Genomic DNA, 19,828 nt, shown 5'->3' with positions numbered 1-19,828 from the left:
ATGGTCGGGGTCGTGGGCAAGCCACGCCTGTCCATACATAGGGGGTCTAATCTCAATATTACAGGAACGGTCGAATGTTGTGTCCTGAAATTAAATGCACAATACGCAGTGTTAATTATTTGTCAATTACAAATAATTTTAGTTAAATAGAAAATGTATAAAATTCGCACCCACACCAACGTGTGAACGGCGAATTTGGCCTATTCCTACTATTTTAGTTGGGTTAAGTAAAGTGAATATAAGAACGGTTCTTAGAGTTTTAAATCTCTGCTCAAGAAAAAAAGTGTCCCATCTTTTCATAACGATAAAGAGTATGAGGATATAGTGTTCACTTCTGTGCCCTAATTCTGCCTTGCTCGGGGTGTAGCAGCTTATCCAATTTGTCGTTAATCGAATTTTTTGAGCTATTATCATGCAAGCTGTCTTAATCTTCTCAATCATCGCGCCCCCTATTTTAGCCTTTTTATATGACGTAAAATTTCAAACCGTGATTTCGCGGGGGGAATTCGTTGTTCGTTTTGTGGCGGTCATGGCATTTAATATTATTGCCAGTATGATTATGGAAGAAGCCTTGGCAGGCATGGAAATCATTGTGGTGAATTATCTTCTGACCTTTGCCAGTTCCACATTTATGTATGCGTCCATGATCGGTCGTATCCGTTCAACGGCCTTGCGCCCGGTTGGACGATATTATCTGGTTAATCTGGTTTTGTGCGCAGGTGTCGTGGTGGTCTTTGGCGCCCTTTCTCCCTTGGTTGGGTTTGTGGCGGCATTGGGGATTGTCTTGTTGTTCTGTATCTATCCCCCAAAAAGGGACGAGTTACAAACAAGCGAGGCGGTATAAAAAAAGCCCGCTGTCCTGTTCAGGATCAGCGGGCTTTTTTTATTGATTGTGTCAGCGTTTAGCCAGCAACAGCTTCTTCGTCTTCGTGCTGTTTGACTTCGCCACGGTTACGTTGAACCCATTCTTTGATTTGGCGACGTGCAGCATCAAACGCATCACGGATTGTGACATAGACGTCTTCGTGTGCGTGGTCATCTTTGTGGTTTTTGTTCACAACGATTTCTTCGCCCGGCATGCTGATGTCGAGACGGATGTCATACAGTTTGCCTTTAGTCTGGCTTTTGTGCGGCGCGCTCACGGTGACGCGGCAGCTAACGATTTTGTCAGAATGTTTTTCCAACATTTCTACTTTTTCGCGGATACGCGCTTCGACAGCGTCGGAGTGGTCAACATCGCGAAAAACGATTTGCAAAGGAGACTGCATTTATCTCGTGCCCTAAAAAAAAACTTTACAGATTGCGACCTTGCGTGCCGGAAAACGGCGCAATGGTCAGTGAATTTCCCACTCTCATACCTGCTTATTTTTGATTACGCAACATAAGAGATGCAAGTTTTGCAGATTCTTTATACAAGAAGGGTTGCATACGGGTGTTTTTTTAGACATATCCACCACATCCATTTTCAATATAGGGATATTTAATTTTAGCCATGACCGAAGAAAAACTATCGTTTCAGGCAGAAGTCAGCAAACTTCTGCATATTGTCACCCACTCGTTGTACAGCAATAAAGAGATTTTCCTCAGGGAACTGATCTCTAACGCATCGGATGCGTGCGATAAATTGCGTTATGAAGCGCAAACCGATTCGTCTCTTCTTGATGGTGATTCAGATTTTAAAATCTCGTTGTCGCTTGATAAAGAGGCCAAAATCTTAACGATTGCCGATAACGGTATCGGTATGAACCATGACGACCTGATTAATAATCTGGGTACGATTGCCAAATCCGGCACCGAAGCCTTTTTAAAGGCGGCAGAAGAATCCGGTAAGTCGGATGTGAACTTGATCGGCCAATTTGGGGTCGGGTTCTATTCCTCCTTCATGGTGGCCGAAGAAGTGGTGGTGACCACCCGTAAGGCGGGCGAAGACAAGGCCTGGTCCTGGACCAGCAATGGTGAAGGCGATTATGTGATCGGGGATGCGACACGCGACGGCCACGGCACAACCATTCAATTGAAGATGCGCGAAGATCAAAGCGAATTTTTAGAAGATCATCGCCTGCGCCATATCGTCAAAACCTATTCCGACCACATCAGTATTCCGATTGAGCTCAAAGGCGAAGAAGACGAAACGCTGAATTCTGCCTCTGCCATCTGGACACGTTCGCAAAGCGATGTCAGTGAAGAACAGTATAAAGAGTTCTATCACCATGTGGCCCATGCCTTTGATGAACCGTGGCTGACTTTACATAACCGGGTTGAAGGGGTGATTGAATATACCAACTTGCTGTTCATTCCCGGTTCACGCCCGATGGATTTGTTCACACCGGAACGTAAAAACCACCTGAAGCTATACGTCAATCGTGTGTTTATCACCGATGATTGTGATGAAGTTATCCCGCAATACCTGCGTTTTGTACGCGGTGTTGTCGATAGTGGGGATTTGCCGTTGAATGTGTCACGCGAAATGCTGCAACACAATCCGGTTCTGGCGAAAATCAAAGCCGGTCTCACCAAGAAAATTTTGGGCGAGCTGAAGAAAAAGGCTGAAAAAGACACCGAAGGCTATGTCACATTTTGGGAAAACTTTGGCGCGGTGATGAAAGAAGGCATCTACGAAGATTTTGCCCATAAACAAGACTGTCTGGCCTTGGCTCGTTTCAAATCAACACAGGATGATGATTGGGTTTCCTTGGCGCAATATGTCGAACGCATGAAGGAAGGTCAGGACCAGATTTTCTATATTTCCGGTGATGATATCGATGCCTTGAAGAAATCTCCGCAATTGGAAGGCTTTAAGGCCAAAGGGGTTGAGGTTCTGTTTATGACCGACCCGATCGATGAATTCTGGATCCCCGGTGTCGGTGCTTTTGAAGAAAAGCAATTCCAGTCGATCACCAAAGGTGGGGCTGACCTGTCCAAGATTAAAAAAGACGGGGAAAGCGACGAGGACGCCAAAGAAGAGAGTGCAGATAAAGACGGTGTCGACCGTTTATGCGCTGCTTTTAAGGCCGTATTGGGCGATAGCGTTCAAGAAGTTCGTTCCACGGACCGTTTGACCGATAGTGCGGTTTGTTTGGTCGCCGGCGAAGGGGCGATGGATCGCAACTTGCAACGCATGTTGAAACAACATGGTCAGGCCGTACCGGACGATGCCCCAATTCTGGAACTGAACCCAACACATAGCTTGATTAAGAAATTGGTTGACCTGTCTGCAGACGGCACCACGCCGACGATTGATGATGCAGCCCATCTTTTACTGGATCAGGCCCGTATTATTGAAGGTGAAACCATTCCCGATATGACGGCTTTTGCCCATCGTATGACATCGGCAATGGAAAAAGGCTTGGTTTAAGCCATGTAAAAAATGGGCCACGAAAGAGTTTTCCTTCGTGGCCCATTCTTTTTATCGATATCTTCTAGCGCCTAGAAGTCTGTGTGCCTTAATGTTTGGAACCGATTTTTTTGCGCATTTGTTCGACGCAACCGGCGAGTTCGTGAGGTGCAATTTTGTCGGATTTTGCGATTAAATGGATAATCGGGTCGTCCAGAAGTTCTTTTAATTTGGGTTCTTGCCCACCGCTACCGTAGGGTCCGATAACGGGAAGCTCGACCTTTTCCTTCGGGGACTTCAGGATATTCAGGCCTAATAGCATAGCTTCCTCCTTCACGATGTGACTAGAACCGATATAGTTTGCAGGAGGCTGGTTTCAAGGCATGCTTTGGTTGAAAGACGCTAATCCAGTTTAAAGGCAGCTACGATTTCAAGGGTTTCAGGGTGTTGTAAAAAAAATCCCTGTCCGATGTTGTTTTTCTTTTGTGCGGATAGGTCAAAGTGACTCTGTCCACCCGACCAAGCGCCAACTTTTTGCAAGGATTGGACAATGTGATAATTGGTCAGGCTGCGCCCGCGATTTTCCCCACGGCGGACTTCGGTTGTGTTTTCTTTCAGGTAATTGATCAGATATGCGTTGAGCGGACTTTCTTGCTTCGGACCGCTGAGGGAGAAACCGTCTGATTTGTATTCAAGGGTAATATCCGTTTGGTTGGCAAGCTCACGTGTGATTGCTTTTAAGATACGATCTTGTTGATTGCCGCTGTCTTGATATCGACCAGACACCACCATTTGAGGCGTATAGACATAACGTAAATTAAAGCTGTGGGCATAATCGCGCTGGCGCTGGGTAAAGGCTGCTTTGGCATGGACATCTTTCCAGCCAATATAATCCCAATAATCCACATGATAGGCCAAGGCAAGCACATCCGGGCGCATGGCAAGCTTCCCTAAAAACGCATCGGCAGGCGGGCAGCTTGAACACCCTTGTGAGGTAAAAAGTTCAACAAGGGCCACCGGCTGGCTGGCATTCACCGGAAAGCTGAAACCGAGAAGAAGGCTGAGGCTCAGAAACGTTGCTTTTTTCATCTGTAGGGGCTTTCATTATGGATCACCCCTCAAGAATAGGTATTGTGCCCTTCACAAGCCAATCACATCATAGTGAACACCCTGCATATGTGCCAAGACCCGTCCTGCCATACCAAAGCCGCCGAGACAGAGAATAACGCCATCCTCAGGTCGTTTGTCTTTTGCGAACGTAAGGGCATGCTCGATATCGTGTGCGGTGTCTTTATATGTGGCGTTCAAGTGGGTGAGGATATGATCTGGTGTGTGCATATCGGCATCAAATTGAAGGGCAATCACATGATGAAATGTCCCTTTTATTGCAGCGAGGTCTTTATCATTTTTAAAAGCACAAATCAGACTGAGGGGACGCTCAGGAAAAGCTGAAACAGCCGTTGCAACGCTTTGGGCGTTATGGGCCACATCCACATAGATCGGTGGATGGGTGGACAGTTTTTGCAACCGTCCCGGCACCTGAACACCATATGTTTCGGGTAAGGTATCCAGCGCAAAATGCTGTTTTAAGGCATGGGCGGCAAGTCGGGCATTGCTGTGCAAGGGATCAAGGGGCGGGCAGGAGAGATCAATATAGGTCACACCGTTGGGTATGCAGTCTTCAAGACCACCAACGGCGCTGAGGAGTGTGTCACCTGCTTTGCAAACAGCGGCTTTTTCGCTTGCAATGGCGTGAAGGTTTTCCCCCAGAATGGCGGTATGTTCCAGATCGATTGAAGTCAAAACCGAAATGGTGCCCGGTGCAATGCGAACTGGATCAAACCGCCCGCCCAATCCGATTTCCATAATGGCGAGATCGACGTTTTGTTCGGCAAAAAAAATTAGGGCGGCAAGGGTCAGGATTTCAAACCGCCCACTTTGTGGAAGGGCGACCGCGTGATTTAAGGCCTGTGTCAGGCAGGCATCGAGGTCTTCATCCGTGATCATGCATCCATTGATCTGGATGCGTTCGTTGACCTGCAATAAATGGGGGGAGGTATAAAGCCCGACAGATTTCCCCAATCCCTGTGCCATTCGGGCCATCAGGTGTGCGGTGGTGCCTTTGCCGTTTGATCCGACAACTTTGATGCTGGGCACCATGTTCAGCCCTTGGCAAAGTTGGGCCATGCGTTCATTAACACCGGGTGGACCGAAACGGGGATGTTGAAGCAGGCGATCTATAGCCGTCATATAAAATAAGCCCGTTTAATCAAGCGCAGATAGGTTTGCGTACCGATAAAATAGATCAATCCCGTTTGGGGTAAATCAAGACCGGATTGCAGGGCGCAAACATCGTTGAAATCCCCTTGATAGGCGACCTGATGTTGTTTTGCCTTTTCATATGACAGAAAGCCACGTTCCCCGGTCAGGATGATTTGGGAGACTGTGGCACCCGTTTTTTGCAACAGGTCCATAATACCATCGAAATCTTTATCATCGGGCAGCGACAGATAAAAATGCACCTGTCCGTTATGATCTTGCATAAGTCGTTGTAGAAAGGCCTCGTCCGCGCTGTCGCGCGCGATCATGCCTTCGTACATCAAAGTCCGGTTGACATCTTGTCGTGTTGCGAAAGACGCACAAGGGATATCGATAATATCAATGGCGCGTCCACGAAAGGCGCGTAAGGCTTCGGTGGCACTTTGGCGGGCCAGCTCGTACCAATGTGGATAGGCAAGGTTGGGTGTCTTTGTGTCACGTGCACCTATGACCAGATGGTCACAGGTTTCTGAAATAGAGAGTTTATCGGCGCGTATATCATCCAGTGTCGGCCCCAGATAATCGCCATGTTCAAAAAAGATAGAGGTCACGACACCGGTATGGGCCGGGATTTGACCGCCTTCGTCAAAACGCACACCGCGCCCGGTTTCAATAACAAACAGATCGACGTTTTCCTCTTTGAACCAGTGCAGGGCAATCAATAAAAACAGACCGTAGGGGGAGAGATAATCAGGTGCCGATGGTATCTTAATTTGTGTCCATATTTTCTCAAAACAGGCAATAAAACGGTCTTGGGGAATTGGCTGTCCGTTAATACGCATGCGATCGGTATGGTCGATTTCTTCAGGCGAAATCACCAGACCCACTTTGCCAAACGGTTCAAGACTGCTGGCACAAAGTCGCGCAACCGTGCCTTTGCCCTTTGACCCGGTGACTTTCAGGATTTTATCGGCGGGTGGGATTAAATCCAGTTGCCGGGCCATATTCAGGATAATATGCGGGTTGCGAACATCGCGGTCCAAACGCCCTTTTAACAAAGGTTTGACCGCAATGTAGCTTTCAAAAATCAGATCAAGTGCGTGATTGTAATTCATAGAAGTTAGCCACAAGACTGAGAGAGCCGCAAATCACGATCCGTCCCGTTTTTTTACGTTCGCGTTTAATCAATTCCAAGGCAAGCGGCAAGTCTTCACAGACCGTTGCCGTTGCCCCGATATCCATGACGTTCAGGGCGAGTCTTTCCGGTTTTTTGCACGGCTGGTTCGGGATGGGAACGGTGTAGACATGATCGACAACATCGGCAATTTCACGAATAAAAGGTTTGCTGTCTTTTCGTTTCAGCATGCCAAGCACAAGATAAAGCGGACGGTCATCCCATTTTTTGAGTTGCCGCCGTAACGCTTTTCCCGCTGCTTCGTTATGGGCACCGTCCAGCCAAATCTCCCATTTCGGATCGAAGGTCGGCAGAACGACACGTTCCAGTCGCCCCGGCCAGTGAACGGAACGCATGGCGTTGTTTAAGGCTTCATCAGGGAAATTGAAGCGGTCTTTCACCAGTTCCAGACAGGCCAAGGCCACACCGGCGTTTTGAACTTGATGAGATCCGATCAGGGCGGGGCGGGGCCATGCACGATCAATGCCTTGCCATCCTTCAAAAATGACCCGTTCGCCTGCTTTTTTAATGAACCATTCGCGCCGTTCGCGATACATCAGCACATTCAGTTGCTTGGCCCGTTCGCGAATGGCGTGATAGGCTTCGTCTTCCTGTTTGGCAATGACAACGGGAACGTCTTTTTTCAAAATCCCGGCCTTATGGCAGGCGATTTCAGCAACGCTTTCCCCCAGAAATTCTTTATGATCCAGTGAGATCGGCGTAATGGCACAGGCGATCGGGGCTTCAATCACATTGGTGGTGTCGCCCAATCCGCCCATTCCGGTTTCCAGCAACAGGACATGGCCTTTGCTGCGGCTAAACGCCAGAAAGGCAGCGGCGGTCATGGCTTCAAATACCGTGAGGGGCGCACCCGCATTGGCATCTATGACTTCTTGAAGAAGGGCGCAATAGATGTCTTCGTCTATTTCATTGCCTGCTAAGTTAACGGTTTCGCGGGCATTGAAAAAATGAGGCGAGGTAAAACTGTGCACCTTGTATCCAACGGATTCAAAAAAGGCGCGTAAAAAAGCGATGGTGGATCCTTTACCGTTGGTGCCTGCAACATGAATGGTGGGCGGCAGTTTTTTCTGCGGATTGTCCAACCGTTCCAGCAGGGTCAAAAATCGCTCAAGCCCCAGATCAATATCTTTGTCATGGAGCTTGGCAATTTCTGAGAGAAGGATATCGCTAGTCAGCTTTATGGTCCTCGTCCTTTTCGTCTTTTTCTTCTGTGCCCGGAAGCGGTTCACTGTCAGGGCGGCGGATATCCGGCGGTGGCGGGATGTCGTTGATGTTATCTTCGACTTCCGGCTCGATCGGTTTATCACCGTGCGCCAGTTCGACCAGATCCCCTGCCGGTTTTGTATGGCGCAACAGGCTGAGAACGTTGATCAGGGTCGGGCGCAGTTCGTGACGGCGCACAACCATATCGACCATGCCGTGTTCATACAAATATTCAGCGGTCTGGAAATCATCGGGCAATTGTTCGCGAATGGTTTGTTCGATCACACGGCGACCGGCAAAACCGATAACAGCGCCGCTTTCAGCAATCGCAATATCGCCCAGCATCGCAAAAGAGGCAGAAACCCCACCCGTTGTCGGATCGGTCAGAACGACGATATAGGGCAAGCCGGCTTCCTTGACACGTTCCACACCGATTGTGGTACGTGCCATTTGCATCAGGGACAGGATGCCTTCTTGCATACGCGCCCCGCCTGAGGCTGGGACAACAATCAAGGCTGCATCTTGTACAATCGCCAGTTTGGAGGCCGCAACCAATCCTTCACCGACAGCCGTTCCCATAGACCCGCCCATATAGGCAAAGTTAAAGGCGGCAATGACCACGTTCTGAGCGCCCATTTTACCATGTGCGACAACAAGGGCATCTTCTTCCTTGGTTTTGCTATTTGCTTCTTTGATGCGGTCTTTATATTTGCGGCGATCACTAAATTTCAACGGGTCTTGTTTGACCTTGGGCAGTTCGGCGCGGGTATATTTTCCATCGTCAAATAACAGTTCCAGCCGCTCTGTGACTGACAGGCGCATATGATGACCGCAATGCTGGCAGACATGATGGTTTTTCGCCAGATCACGGTGGAAAATCATTTGACCGCATTTGGTGCATTTGTGCCAAAGGTTATCGGGGATTTCTTTGGGGCGCACAAGGTCGCGCAGTTTCGGTTTTACGTAGTTTGTTAACCAGTTCATCGATTAAACCCCTTTAAGCTTTGGCGGCGCGTACGCCGTCAGCCAATTCTTGTACATAAGAGAGAACGGCCTCGGACAAGCCCGCTTTGGCCTTGCCGTTTTCGTCCAGATTATCTGCGATCCGCTTGACAATGGCAGAACCGACAACCGCCGCATCACTGAGGCCCGCCATTGTTTTTGCCTGATCGGGCGTGTTGATACCGAAACCGATGGCAACAGGCAAGTCACTATGTTGACGAATGCGTTTGACAGCCGCATCCACATCGGATGTGACGGCGGATGCCGTGCCGGTCACCCCGGTGATGGATACATAATAAATAAAGCCACTGGCCCGATCTGCGATCAATTGCAGGCGGGCATCATCTGCGGTCGGTGTGCAGAGATAAATAAAATCCAAACCGGCCTTTTGGGCGGGAATGGCAAATTCGCGTTCTTCTTCCGGGGGCAGGTCCACAATAATAAACCCGTCAACCCCGGCTTGTGCAGCATCTTTGAGGAAACCGTCCACACCATAAGAATAAATCGGGTTGAAATATCCCATCAGGACAATCGGTGTGTCGTTATCAGCTTGGCGGAATTCACGCACCATCGCCAAAACATTTTTCAGGTTCATACCTGCTGCCAAGGCGCGTTGTGATCCCAATTGAATGGCTGGGCCATCGGCCATCGGGTCGGAAAACGGCATACCCAGTTCAATGACATCGGCACCCGCACCGGGCATGCCCATCAGCAATTTTTTCGATGTGGCAAGGTCCGGGTCACCGGCGGTGATAAAGGTGACAAGCGCGGAACGCCCTTCGGCCTTGAGCTGGTCAAAACGTGTTTTTAATCGGGTCTGGCTCATAATACGGTCCCCATCGCCTTGGCAATCGTGTTGACATCTTTATCGCCGCGCCCGGACATATTGACCACGAGGATTTCATCCTTGGACATTTGTTTGGCAAGCTTTTCAGCCTCAGCTAATGCGTGGGAAGATTCAAGGGCGGGAATAATCCCTTCCAGTTTGGTGCAAAGCTGGAACGCCGCGACCGCTTCGTCATCTTTGATCGAATGATATTCCACCCGTCCGGCATCAAACAGAAAGCTATGTTCCGGCCCAATGCCCGGATAATCCAACCCGGCAGAGATGGAATGTGCTTCGATAATCTGCCCATCGTCATCTTGCAGCAAATAGGTCCGGTTGCCGTGTAACACACCGGGACGCCCCCCTGTCAGGGACGCCGCATGTTCATCGGTATCGACACCATGCCCGGCGGCTTCGACGCCGATAATGCGCACGTCTGTATCATCAAGGAAGGGATAGAACAGACCCATTGCGTTGGACCCGCCACCGACACAGGCCACAAGCATATCAGGCAGGCGGCCTTCCTGTTCCATAATCTGTTCGCGGGCTTCTTCGCCAATGATTTTCTGGAATTCGCGGACCATAACCGGGTAAGGGTGCGGTCCTGCGACCGTGCCGATCAAATAATAGGTATCATGCACATTGGCGACCCAATCGCGCAAAGCTTCGTTCATCGCGTCTTTTAAGGTGCCGGACCCGGCGGTTACCGGGCGAACTTCTGCGCCCAGCAATTTCATGCGAAAGACGTTGGGTTGCTGGCGTTCAATATCGGTTGCGCCCATAAAGACGGTACAGTCCAACCCGAACAGGGCGCAAACGGTTGCGGTTGCCACACCGTGTTGACCTGCACCGGTTTCCGCAATGATGCGTTTTTTACCCATGCGTTTTGCCAGCAGGATTTGACCGATGCAGCTGTTGATTTTATGCGCACCTGTATGGTTCAGGTCTTCGCGTTTGAAATAAACCTTTGCCCCACCGCAATGTTCGGTGAAACGTTCTGCGAAATAAAGCGGGCTGGGGCGACCAACATATTGTTTCAGGTAACCTTGAACTTGGGCCTGAAATTCCGGGTCGTCTTTGACCTCGTTAAAATGTTTTTCAACATCAAGGATCAAGGGCATGAGCGTTTCGGCAACAAAGCGTCCGCCGAAAATACCAAAGCGCCCATCTTCGTCCGGGCCTGCCATAAATGTATTGGGTGTGTTCATCGTTAAACGTGACCTATAAATATTTGCTTGTCTTATAGCGCATGTGGAAAAGGACTGGCAAAGAAAAATGGCGTTTTTTACTCAGCCTTTTACGGCTTTGAGGAAAGCTTCTATCAACTCGGGGCTTTTTACGCCTTTTTCGGCCTCAACCCCGCTGGAAACGTCGACCGCTTTGCACCCGCTTTGTTTCACAGCGTCAAGAACGTTATCCACGGTTAAACCGCCCGCCAGCATCCACGGCACCGTCCATTGGGTATCGCGCAGCAAGGACCAGTCAAAGGCAATGGCGTTTCCGCCCGGACGTGTCGCCCCTTTGGGTGGTTTGGCATCAAATAACAAACGATCCGCCACACCGTCATAGGTCCGCGCTTTTTCCACATCCTCAGTCGTTTCGATGGGCAGGGCTTTCATAACCGGCAGGCCAAAGGTCTGGCGAACCTCTTCCACACGTTCCGGGCTTTCGTCACCATGAAACTGGATCAAATCAAGGCGAACCTGATTAAGCACGCTCATCAATTCGTCATCGCTTGGATTAACGAACAGGCCGACTTTTAAAACATCGGCGTCACCGACCATATCAAAAACTTCTGCGGCCTGTTTGGCACTGACATTGCGCGGGCTGGGCGGGAAAAAGACACACCCCAACAGGTCAGCCCCGGCCTGTATGGCAACATGGGCATCCTCGGGTGTTTTTAATCCACAGATTTTAACGGCTATCGACATGGCGTCCTCTCGTTCTTCCATAGGCGAGTGCCCATAACATAGCGAGTAATCCGCCCCCGATAAAGGTTTTGGCGGTTTCCAAAGTTAAAAAGAGTAAATTCCAGACTAGGGCAGATGCTTCATCCCCCATTGCCAATTGGGTGAAAATCGGCATATGCAGGACAAGGCGCAGGATAAACACGGCGACCCATAAAGGCAAGGCGACCAGCACACTGGCGGCAAACAGGCGGGTGAAATCTTGGCGTAAGGCATGAAATGACATGGCGAACAGGTCACGGGCCGGACGGGGGGTGTCTTCCGCAATTGCAGGCAGAACAAAGGCAAAAACCTGCATGATCCAGCCTAAAAACAAACTGGCGTATAAATGCAGGCTGACCCCGTCCAAGGCCGTAATGCCGCCCATCACCAACACATCGGGTTGATGGAAAAACAAGGGTTGGTCAAACCAGAAGGCAAAGATCGTCAGCGGCATCAATACCAGCACGGAGGCCTTGAAAAAACGCCATTCGCGCATATTCAATTTCGGCAGGAAAGATGTCGCACCTTCAAAGGATCCTTTGAGGACAAAGCGTTGTAATTGTAGCGCATAAAAGGTCCAAAGTGTGAGGATCAGCAGCCATTCAACAACCCGTATCCCGTAAAAAGCTTCGAGTCCCCAGCTTTGCGGCGTGTGCCACAAATTAATGGTGAGCAAAAGTAAAAAGGGAAATAATCCCGCCCGGACAAAGATCATGGGATTGCGAAATAAGACGGCATAAACCCCGTTTACAAGGGCGAAAACCGGCAGTTTGTCGTCTAGTTTTGGGATGTCCAGCATGTTTTAAGGCCTTTTCAGGACAATATTTTCATAGAATTTAGCCAGCACCAGCGACGACCAGAGCATTGAGAAGACAATCAGGACATCTGAAAAAATCAGTTGGGGCAGGCTGGCCCAGAAATTATCCAGTGACGGTGTCAGGTCCGGCACCTGCATCAGGGCAAGGGTAAAGAAAATGACCGGGAAATAACAGAACAGGAATGCTGCAATAATGCGAAACCCGTATCCTGTCGTCCAATTGAAACTGGCTTTAACATTGTCCCAGACCGACCCCGGATGATCCATTGCAAGGGCGGGAAAGGCAAGGCAGATTTTCAGATTGACCCAGAAACCGAGCAACATCCAGATAAACATACCCCCCATATATTCTGGCGGGAGGTATTCGAAAATCTCCGCCATATGCCCCAAAAATGTCAGGCAGAAGGTCAGGAAAAAGAAACGGACGAAAGGACGGTTTGCCCCGTCAGCAACAGCATCGGCATCGCGCAGCAGATAAAACCGGGTGGAAGACACCCCCAGTAAAGCAAGCGCAAATGAATTGGAAATTGTCGACAGCGTTAAGCCGACAACAGGAATTTTGACCAGAAACAACGAGGCAATGGACAAGCACAGCGGCAGGAAAATATATTTGCGAAAAACCTTTGCATTTGCGCGCATAAAGGCCAATGCGTCAAAAACGATGGTCATAATTTGCATTTCCATGTCGGCTTACAGCCCTTCCAGTTCGTGTGCAATTTTTTGGGCGGCTTCCACCGGATCATCGGCTTGAGTGATCGGGCGCCCGATGACTAAAATATCGGCACCTGCGAGAACAGCGTCACGCGGGGTCATCACACGTTTTTGGTCGCCTTTGGCGGCCCATGCCGGGCGAATGCCGGGGACGATCAATTTAAAATCGGGACCACAGGCCGCGCGGATCGGGGCAATTTCTTTGGCAGAACAGACCACACCGTCCAAACCATTGTCTTGGGTCAGTTTAGCAAGGCGCACGACCTGATCTTCGATGGTGTCATTGATACCAATAGCATCGAGATCGTCTTGATCCAGTGCGGTCAGGATCGTCACGGCAATGGTCAGGGGAATACCAGCTTCGCGTCCAGCGTTTGCGGCCTGTTTCAACATTTCCGGTCCGCCTTGGGCATGCACGTTGATAATCTGTGGCGCAATCGGTTTTGCCGCACGAATGGCCCCGGCAACGGTATTGGGAATATCATGAAATTTTAAATCCAGAAAAACCGGCATGCCGACATCGCGAATGGCAGCAACCCCTTGCGGGCCATTGGCGGTAAAAAATTCTTTGCCAACCTTCATTCCCCCGACAAGCCCTTTCAGCTTTTGGGCCAGTTCAACAGCATAGGACACATCGGTTGTATCCAAGGCGACATAAATACGTTCAAAAGCTTTCATCGGTAAGGCTCACTTGATCGAAAAGGGGAACAGAAAGAACGTTTTTTGGCTTAGGGGATTTAGGCATCGATGTCAAAGAAAGAAAGGGGGGAAGAGGGGCTATATCAAAGTCATTTTGTGGAAATCCCAATCTTTACCTTGGCAAAAAGACCGTGTCTGCGTTATGAAAATAGGAGGGCAAGGTGAATTGAGGGAACGATGCGGGTTTTAATTGCAGATGATCATCCGATGTTTCGAAGTGGAATATGCGGGTTGATGGCGCAAGCGTTTGACGGGGTGACATGTACGCAGGTTGGTGAGGGAGAAGCCCTCATGGAAGCATTCGAACAGCCGTATGACCTTGCAATTTTGGACCTGTTCCTCCCCAATTTTGATTACAAGAAAGATCTTCCCGATATTCGACAATCCTATCCGTTGGTTCCTTTGGTGATTGTGTCGATGCTGGATCGTAAAGGTGATATTCAGCAGATTATGGATATGGGGGTAAACGGGTTTGTCTCAAAAAGTTTGGACCCGCAAGACATCAGTGCTCATATTCAGGATGTTTGGGCCGGGGAACGGGTCTTGGCGATGGGGGAGTTTCTGATTGATGTCGATACAGAGGAACGCAAAATTCTGTCGAATTTACCACCGCGCCAACGTGAAGTCCTTGACCTGTTGAGCCAAGGCATGAGCAATAAAGAAATTGCCCGCGTTCTGGATTTATCGCCCTTTACAGTGCGCAGTCATATTTCAGCCCTGATGCGGGCGTTAAATGTCAATTCACGCACCGCTGCGGCATCATGGGCGCATAAAATGGATCAGGACGTTAGCGCCTGATCCGGGCAAGCTGGCTTTCAATCGCGGCGCGCAGGCGGGCCGGTTGAACCGGTTTTGGGATCAATAAAAGACCGCGTGTGTGAATTTCATCAATAATCTTTGGATCGGTTTCACCGGACAGGATAATAAAGGGTACCGGATGGGGACTTTGTTGGTTAATTTGTTCCTGCACATCAAAGGCGGTCACGCCGTTTCCCAATGAAAAATCGCTCAAGACCAGATCGGGTGCATCCGAGGGTTTAACTTCATAAAGCGATTGCGCATAACTGACACGTGCCCCCCAATGGGCGAGCAAGGTTTCGCTGGCCCGCAGGCTGTCAGGGTCGTCATCAACGATGAGGATATGTAAACCGTTTAATGAATTGTTTAACGTGGTTTCAGGCGGTGTCGCAGCTTGTGCATGCCCCAGCTTAAGGCCGGAAACGGTGAAAATGGACCCTTTGATTGAGCTGTGCAAATCAAGGTCTAAGTGTAAAGGTATGCAGAGCTTTTTGACAATGGCAAGACCCAGACCGATGCTGTCTTGTGTCTGGACATGGTCTGGTGTGGTGGCGGCACGTTTAAATTCTTCAAAAATCTGGGTGCGTTCTTTCTGTGCAATTCCCCGACCTTGATCTTTTACATGCAGGTTCAAAGTGTTGGAGGTGTGTGTAATCTCCAGCGTAACAGTGCCTTTGCCGCCATATTTCAAGGCATTGGATAGTAAGTTTTGTACAATCCGGCGCAAGAGGACCGGGTCACTTTCAATCCAGTAAGGGGCGCATTTGATGTGAATGGAGGCCTCGCAAATATCAGCCAATGGCTTGAATTCTTCGGCAATGTTTTTGAGAAAGGCCGCAAGGTCAATCACTTGGGTTTGAAATGTAAAATTCCCGGTTTCCAACAGGCTGATATCCAGCAAAGAGGTGAACATATTGCTGAGGTTGCGAATGGATTGACGCAAATGGGCAACGGTTTTTTGCGCAGCTTCAGGTAACGTACTGTCAGATAGTGTTTCCAGATGCAGCCCCATTGCATGAACCGGTTGGCGCAAATCGTGACTGGCAGAGGCAAGCAGCCGGGTTTTTTCCCGATTGGCCAAACGGGCCTGTGCATTGGCATTTTGAAGCTGGGCAATCAGGTCGAGGTTTTCATTCTTGATAGCAACGTAGTCCATGAAAGAGGCCAAGACGTCCTTGGCCAGTAATAACATCATTAACAAAAAGATCAGCACGAGAACGGCCAATGCAACAAAGTCTCCGCCCAATAGAATAAGTTTGAGGGATAACAGGCCCAGATAGGGAATGCCGTAACAGATAAAGGTCCAGCGAAATAAACCAAGGGATTTGACAGACGCCGCCGTTGATCCGGCTGCAATTGCCATTTGCATGGCAAATGACGCCGGGTCATCTGTCGCAAGGGAAAGATAAAGCATCATCCCCCAACTGGTGCCGACCAGACAGACCAAGGCATTGAGAAAACCAATCCAGCGTGCTTGTTGCGGTATTTCTTCCGGGAGGTCTTTTGCCCATATTTTCATGTACAACAGAAGTCCGGGTGTGAGGACAAGTTCCAGAATCGCCCATGCGATCAGAAGACCCGATGGGAGGGCTGAGGATTTCGTTGCCAAATACAATAAAACGGCAAACGAACTGATATGCCCGATCACAATGGTTTTAGGGGCTTTGGCAAATAGTCGGATTTGTTCAGTCTGCACAGATGTCATTTTGTCAACCTATGGTGTTGTCGGCTGTTAAGTATATCCCTGGATGGAAAAAGTGCATGTTCATTGTGTACTAATTAAGAGATGTATGCTACATGTGTAGCAATTGAGTTAAGGGTAAGAACTCATTAATTTAGCCAAGGTTTTGAAGAAAGAGCAAGTTTTTGCTCTCAGGGGAAATGGTTAGGTCCAACTAGAATGTCTCAAATTAACTTTAAATATATGTGTCGTGCGACAATTTTTGCGGGCATATCTGCGGGGTGTGTCACGTTGGCAAACGCCGAAGATCCAAATGCGCAAAAAACATATCAGAAAGTGGCGCAATCCGTTCAAATGGCGGCCAGCAACAATGTTGAAGGGGCAGCTGTTAATCTGGGGCAAGCTGCGATTGAATATTTTTTACCGGCAATCGGCGAAGATTTGCCCGCATGGGCACAACGTATCGAATTTGAGGCTGAAATACAGGATGACGGCAAACCCTATTGGTCTTTGCTGACTGTGCAACCGCTTTACGAGAGTGAAGGCAAGGAACAAACCGTTTTTACGCAACTCAGTCAAAACCGGTATGAATATCTGGGGACGGACCGTGATGTAACTAACATCGGTTTGGGTTATCGTCAGTTATTAAACGACAATACAATTATGTTAGGGGCGAACACCTTCTTTGATTGGGAATGGAAACGCCGCCATAAACGGTTGGGTATGGGGGTTGAAGCCAAATGGTCCGGTCTGGATTTCGCCAGCAATGCCTATTGGGGGCTTGGCGGGGCAACCTCACACGGCCTGAGCGGCGATACCCGCGAAGAAGTTCTGGACGGCTTCGATGTCGAGCTTGGTCTGCAAATCCCTTACATGCCGTGGGCACGGGTCTATAGCAAACGCTATTTTTGGGAATCCGTTCTCAATACTGAAGATATCAAAGGCTGGACAGCCAGTCTGGAAGCCGACATTCATCAAAACCTGACGGTTGAAGCGGGTTGGCGCGATGACAATTTCAGCGACGATGAAGTCTTTATGAAGCTGAGCTTCAATTTCGGCCCCGGTGGGGGACAGCCCAATCGGCCTGCGGCCTTCAGTTCCTCCTTTATTGCCGATCAGGCATGGGATATGCGCGATATGAGCGAACATAATCTGGATAAAGTACGCCGCGAAAATCGTATTATCGTTGAACGTCGTTCCAGCGGCGTTGTGATTAGTCGCAGCAACTAAGCCGGATCGGAGAAAAAAATGTTAAAATTCACGAACATGTTTTTTGTTTTGTTTGCGTTGTCCTTGGCTTCATCGGCCCATGCGAGTCCGATCACAGGGACGAACTCGGGGCAGGCAACACGTTATGATGTGACGATTACCAAGGTTGAGCTCTGCCAAAGTGCGACATGTACCGCGCCATTCGTTTTGGGGAGTTCGTCCAAAGTTTTTGATATTGCTTCTGCCAGTGTCGGGGAAGAAGTCGGTAAATTTATCGATCTGCAAGGCATTCCGCTTTTTCAAACCTGGTCTCATGTCCGGGTAACCATGTCCACATCCTTTGTGATCAGCGGGGATGACGGCACATGTAAAACAAACGGTGGCAGCGGCGCGCGTGGTGCGTTTTTAGCCGGTGCGGCCTCTGGCGGGGCGGTGTTGCCGGCGACCATGCAGCTTCCCAATCAGGCAACGGTTCAAGCGGTGCCGGGGTTAGGTGGGTTTGATTATTCGACCTATGGCATTACGCAAACAGATGGGGCCAGCCAGTTTACAATGACCATCGCACTTGCATCGCCTTACACCTGTAAAGGTGAGCTCCCGCGTATTGATGTGAAGTTCGATACCTCCCAGGCTTTTGGACATGGTGGTGGTGCCTGTACAGTCACTTTCCCGCAACCACCAACCGTAACCATTACGGCAGAAGATCCTTAAAGTCGGTTCTGTAAATCGGTAAACCCACAAAAATACCCTCGCTTGATCAGAGCGAGGGTATTTTTTTGGATATATCCCGATGATGAAAACGCTGTGGGATATGTCCGAAATCAAGGGCTTTTGTCTTTCAGCGTTAAAGACAAAAGCCGTGTATATAAAGAAAAAGGATTAGCTCGCCATTTCAGCGCGGACCTGTTCACGAAGTTCGTCGATACAGACGCGATTGCCCGCTTTTTCCATATGCCAGAAGGTCCAGCCGTTGCAGGCTTGTGCATTTTGAACACGGGCACCGACCTGATGGATAGATCCCCGGAAATTGGCGGCACTGAGCGTCCCGTCTGCACGGACCTTGGCTTGGTAACGGCCCTTTATATCGGTCAAGGTTGTACCCGGTTCCAGCAGGCCGCGTTCCAGCAATGTGCCGAACGGAATGCGCGGGGCTTGACGTTTGGCCGGTGTGGTGAGTAAGGAGGTATCAACAGTGCCCTTGATCGCCTTGATCCGTTTTTCAGCAACTTTGATATAATCTGTTTCACGTTCCAGACCGATGAAGTTGCGCCCCAGTTTTTTGGCAACAGCCCCTGTTGTGCCGGTGCCGAAGAAAGGATCAAGAACCACATCGCCGGGTTTGCTGGAGGCCATGATCACGCGATAAAGCAGGCTTTCCGGTTTCTGGGTCGGATGTGCTTTTTGTCCGGCATCGTCTTTCAGGCGCTCGCCGCCATTACAGATGGGCAGCAGCCAGTCGGAACGCATTTGCACATCGTCATTGAAGGCTTTCATGGCTTCGTAATTGAAATTGTATTTGGCTTTTTCCGATTTGGAACACCAGATCATTGTTTCATGCGCGTTGGTGAAGCGACGACCCCGGAAATTCGGCATTGGGTTTGTCTTGCGCCAGATAACATCGTTGAGCATCCAATAGCCCAAATCCTGCAAGGTGACACCGACACGGAAAATATTGTGATAAGATCCGATCACCCAAATCGTGCCGTCATCTTTTAAAATGCGGCGTGCGGCTTTCAACCAGGCTTTTGAAAAATCATCGTAAGCCTTGAAGCTGTCGAACTGGTCCCAATGATCATCGCAGGCGTCAACCTTGGTATTGTTGGGGCGGTGCAGGTCACCACCGAGTTGCAGGTTATAGGGCGGATCCGCAAAAATCAGATCAACAGATTTTTCCGGAAGGCTGTTCATCATCTCAATACAATCACCTTGCAAGATCTGATTCAGCGGTAAAGTTTGTAGCGTTTTCATAAGAGCGAATCTACGGCGAATCGGGTAAAAAAAGTCTTAACGGCTACAAAGTTTTTTATTAATAACTTATTGATTCTAAATAAAAATTTACCTTTTGTTAACGAATGTATCAAAGCATGAAAAAGCCCGCAGAAACACACGGTTTTGCGGGCTTAGAGATTGTTTGGTTTGTGTATT

The 19,828-nt window shown here is 49.3% G+C and carries 20 protein-coding genes; 5 read left to right on the top strand and 15 right to left on the bottom strand.

What is annotated here, in order from left to right:
* Positions 1–412 precede the first annotated feature (412 nt).
* Positions 413–844, top strand: a complete 432-nt coding sequence (locus IEW74_RS07780) for a hypothetical protein (RefSeq protein ID WP_188663524.1) — start codon at positions 413–415, stop codon at positions 842–844.
* 58 nt (positions 845–902) lie between these two features.
* Here IEW74_RS07780 and IEW74_RS07775 read toward each other — a convergent pair whose 3' ends face one another.
* Positions 903–1,268 carry an HPF/RaiA family ribosome-associated protein gene (locus IEW74_RS07775; RefSeq protein ID WP_188663522.1) on the bottom strand — a complete coding sequence of 122 codons (366 nt, stop codon included), beginning with the start codon at positions 1,266–1,268 and terminating at the stop codon, positions 903–905.
* 224 nt (positions 1,269–1,492) lie between these two features.
* Here IEW74_RS07775 and htpG point away from each other — a divergent pair, with 224 nt between their 5' ends.
* A complete protein-coding gene (gene htpG, locus IEW74_RS07770; protein ID WP_188663520.1) occupies positions 1,493–3,355 on the top strand; it encodes a molecular chaperone HtpG in 1,863 nt (620 codons plus the stop codon).
* Between the two features lie 88 nt (positions 3,356–3,443).
* Here htpG and IEW74_RS07765 read toward each other — a convergent pair whose 3' ends face one another.
* The 12 genes from IEW74_RS07765 to pyrF form a co-directional block, all read right to left on the bottom strand.
* Positions 3,444–3,656, bottom strand: a complete 213-nt coding sequence (locus IEW74_RS07765) for a hypothetical protein (protein ID WP_188663518.1) — start codon at positions 3,654–3,656, stop codon at positions 3,444–3,446.
* An 80-nt stretch (positions 3,657–3,736) separates the two neighbouring features.
* Complete coding sequence (locus IEW74_RS07760; RefSeq protein WP_188663516.1) at positions 3,737–4,423, bottom strand: DUF1223 domain-containing protein; 687 nt, start codon at positions 4,421–4,423, stop codon at positions 3,737–3,739.
* Between the two features lie 51 nt (positions 4,424–4,474).
* Positions 4,475–5,584 carry a bifunctional folylpolyglutamate synthase/dihydrofolate synthase gene (locus IEW74_RS07755; protein WP_188663515.1) on the bottom strand — a complete coding sequence of 370 codons (1,110 nt, stop codon included), beginning with the start codon at positions 5,582–5,584 and terminating at the stop codon, positions 4,475–4,477.
* Positions 5,581–6,708 (bottom strand): Mur ligase family protein, encoded by a 1,128-nt coding sequence (locus IEW74_RS07750; RefSeq protein ID WP_188663513.1) that lies wholly within the window; start codon positions 6,706–6,708, stop codon positions 5,581–5,583. Before IEW74_RS07750 ends, IEW74_RS07755 begins: the two co-directional genes overlap by 4 nt.
* The gene (locus IEW74_RS07745; RefSeq protein ID WP_188663511.1) at positions 6,686–8,017 is read right to left on the bottom strand and encodes a bifunctional folylpolyglutamate synthase/dihydrofolate synthase; all 1,332 of its coding nucleotides are present in this window, start codon (positions 8,015–8,017) and stop codon (positions 6,686–6,688) included. The genes IEW74_RS07750 and IEW74_RS07745 overlap by 23 nt, the downstream gene beginning before the upstream one ends.
* Positions 7,956–8,975 (bottom strand): acetyl-CoA carboxylase, carboxyltransferase subunit beta, encoded by a 1,020-nt coding sequence (gene accD / locus IEW74_RS07740; protein ID WP_188663509.1) that lies wholly within the window; start codon positions 8,973–8,975, stop codon positions 7,956–7,958. Before accD ends, IEW74_RS07745 begins: the two co-directional genes overlap by 62 nt.
* 13 nt (positions 8,976–8,988) lie before the next feature.
* On the bottom strand, positions 8,989–9,819 hold the full coding sequence (gene trpA / locus IEW74_RS07735) for a tryptophan synthase subunit alpha (protein WP_188663507.1): 831 nt from the start codon (positions 9,817–9,819) through the stop codon (positions 8,989–8,991).
* Positions 9,816–11,027: a tryptophan synthase subunit beta gene (trpB, locus tag IEW74_RS07730; RefSeq protein WP_188663505.1), complete on the bottom strand. Its 1,212-nt coding sequence runs from the start codon at positions 11,025–11,027 to the stop codon at positions 9,816–9,818. Before trpB ends, trpA begins: the two co-directional genes overlap by 4 nt.
* Positions 11,028–11,108: 81 nt before the next feature.
* Positions 11,109–11,750 (bottom strand): phosphoribosylanthranilate isomerase, encoded by a 642-nt coding sequence (locus IEW74_RS07725; RefSeq protein WP_188663485.1) that lies wholly within the window; start codon positions 11,748–11,750, stop codon positions 11,109–11,111.
* A complete protein-coding gene (locus tag IEW74_RS07720; protein WP_188663483.1) occupies positions 11,734–12,567 on the bottom strand; it encodes a hypothetical protein in 834 nt (277 codons plus the stop codon). Before IEW74_RS07720 ends, IEW74_RS07725 begins: the two co-directional genes overlap by 17 nt.
* A 3-nt stretch (positions 12,568–12,570) precedes the next feature.
* The gene (locus tag IEW74_RS07715; RefSeq protein ID WP_188663481.1) at positions 12,571–13,269 is read right to left on the bottom strand and encodes a hypothetical protein; all 699 of its coding nucleotides are present in this window, start codon (positions 13,267–13,269) and stop codon (positions 12,571–12,573) included.
* Positions 13,270–13,275: 6 nt separating this feature from the next.
* Positions 13,276–13,974 carry an orotidine-5'-phosphate decarboxylase gene (gene pyrF, locus IEW74_RS07710; RefSeq protein ID WP_188663479.1) on the bottom strand — a complete coding sequence of 233 codons (699 nt, stop codon included), beginning with the start codon at positions 13,972–13,974 and terminating at the stop codon, positions 13,276–13,278.
* Positions 13,975–14,172: 198 nt separating this feature from the next.
* Between pyrF and IEW74_RS07705 the strand changes: the two genes are divergently transcribed.
* A complete protein-coding gene (locus IEW74_RS07705; RefSeq protein WP_188663477.1) occupies positions 14,173–14,793 on the top strand; it encodes a LuxR C-terminal-related transcriptional regulator in 621 nt (206 codons plus the stop codon).
* Here the strand turns inward: IEW74_RS07705 and IEW74_RS07700 are convergent.
* The gene (locus IEW74_RS07700; protein ID WP_188663475.1) at positions 14,783–16,498 is read right to left on the bottom strand and encodes a hybrid sensor histidine kinase/response regulator; all 1,716 of its coding nucleotides are present in this window, start codon (positions 16,496–16,498) and stop codon (positions 14,783–14,785) included. The genes IEW74_RS07705 and IEW74_RS07700 overlap by 11 nt on opposite strands.
* Positions 16,499–16,693: 195 nt before the next feature.
* Here IEW74_RS07700 and IEW74_RS07695 point away from each other — a divergent pair, with 195 nt between their 5' ends.
* Together IEW74_RS07695 and IEW74_RS07690 are read left to right on the top strand one after the other, a co-directional pair.
* The gene (locus IEW74_RS07695; RefSeq protein ID WP_188663473.1) at positions 16,694–17,704 is read left to right on the top strand and encodes an inverse autotransporter beta domain-containing protein; all 1,011 of its coding nucleotides are present in this window, start codon (positions 16,694–16,696) and stop codon (positions 17,702–17,704) included.
* Between the two features lie 18 nt (positions 17,705–17,722).
* On the top strand, positions 17,723–18,394 hold the full coding sequence (locus tag IEW74_RS07690) for a hypothetical protein (RefSeq protein WP_188663471.1): 672 nt from the start codon (positions 17,723–17,725) through the stop codon (positions 18,392–18,394).
* A 168-nt stretch (positions 18,395–18,562) separates the two neighbouring features.
* On the opposite strand, the gene IEW74_RS07685 is transcribed toward IEW74_RS07690, so the two are convergent.
* The gene (locus IEW74_RS07685; protein WP_308419089.1) at positions 18,563–19,594 is read right to left on the bottom strand and encodes a site-specific DNA-methyltransferase; all 1,032 of its coding nucleotides are present in this window, start codon (positions 19,592–19,594) and stop codon (positions 18,563–18,565) included.
* Positions 19,595–19,828 lie beyond the last annotated feature (234 nt).

Source organism: Terasakiella brassicae (assembly GCF_014641495.1).
GTDB classification, from domain to species: Bacteria; Pseudomonadota; Alphaproteobacteria; order Rhodospirillales; family Terasakiellaceae; genus Terasakiella; species Terasakiella brassicae.
Note: the sequence above shows the minus strand (reverse complement) of the source record. Positions and strands in the feature narration are given on the sequence as shown.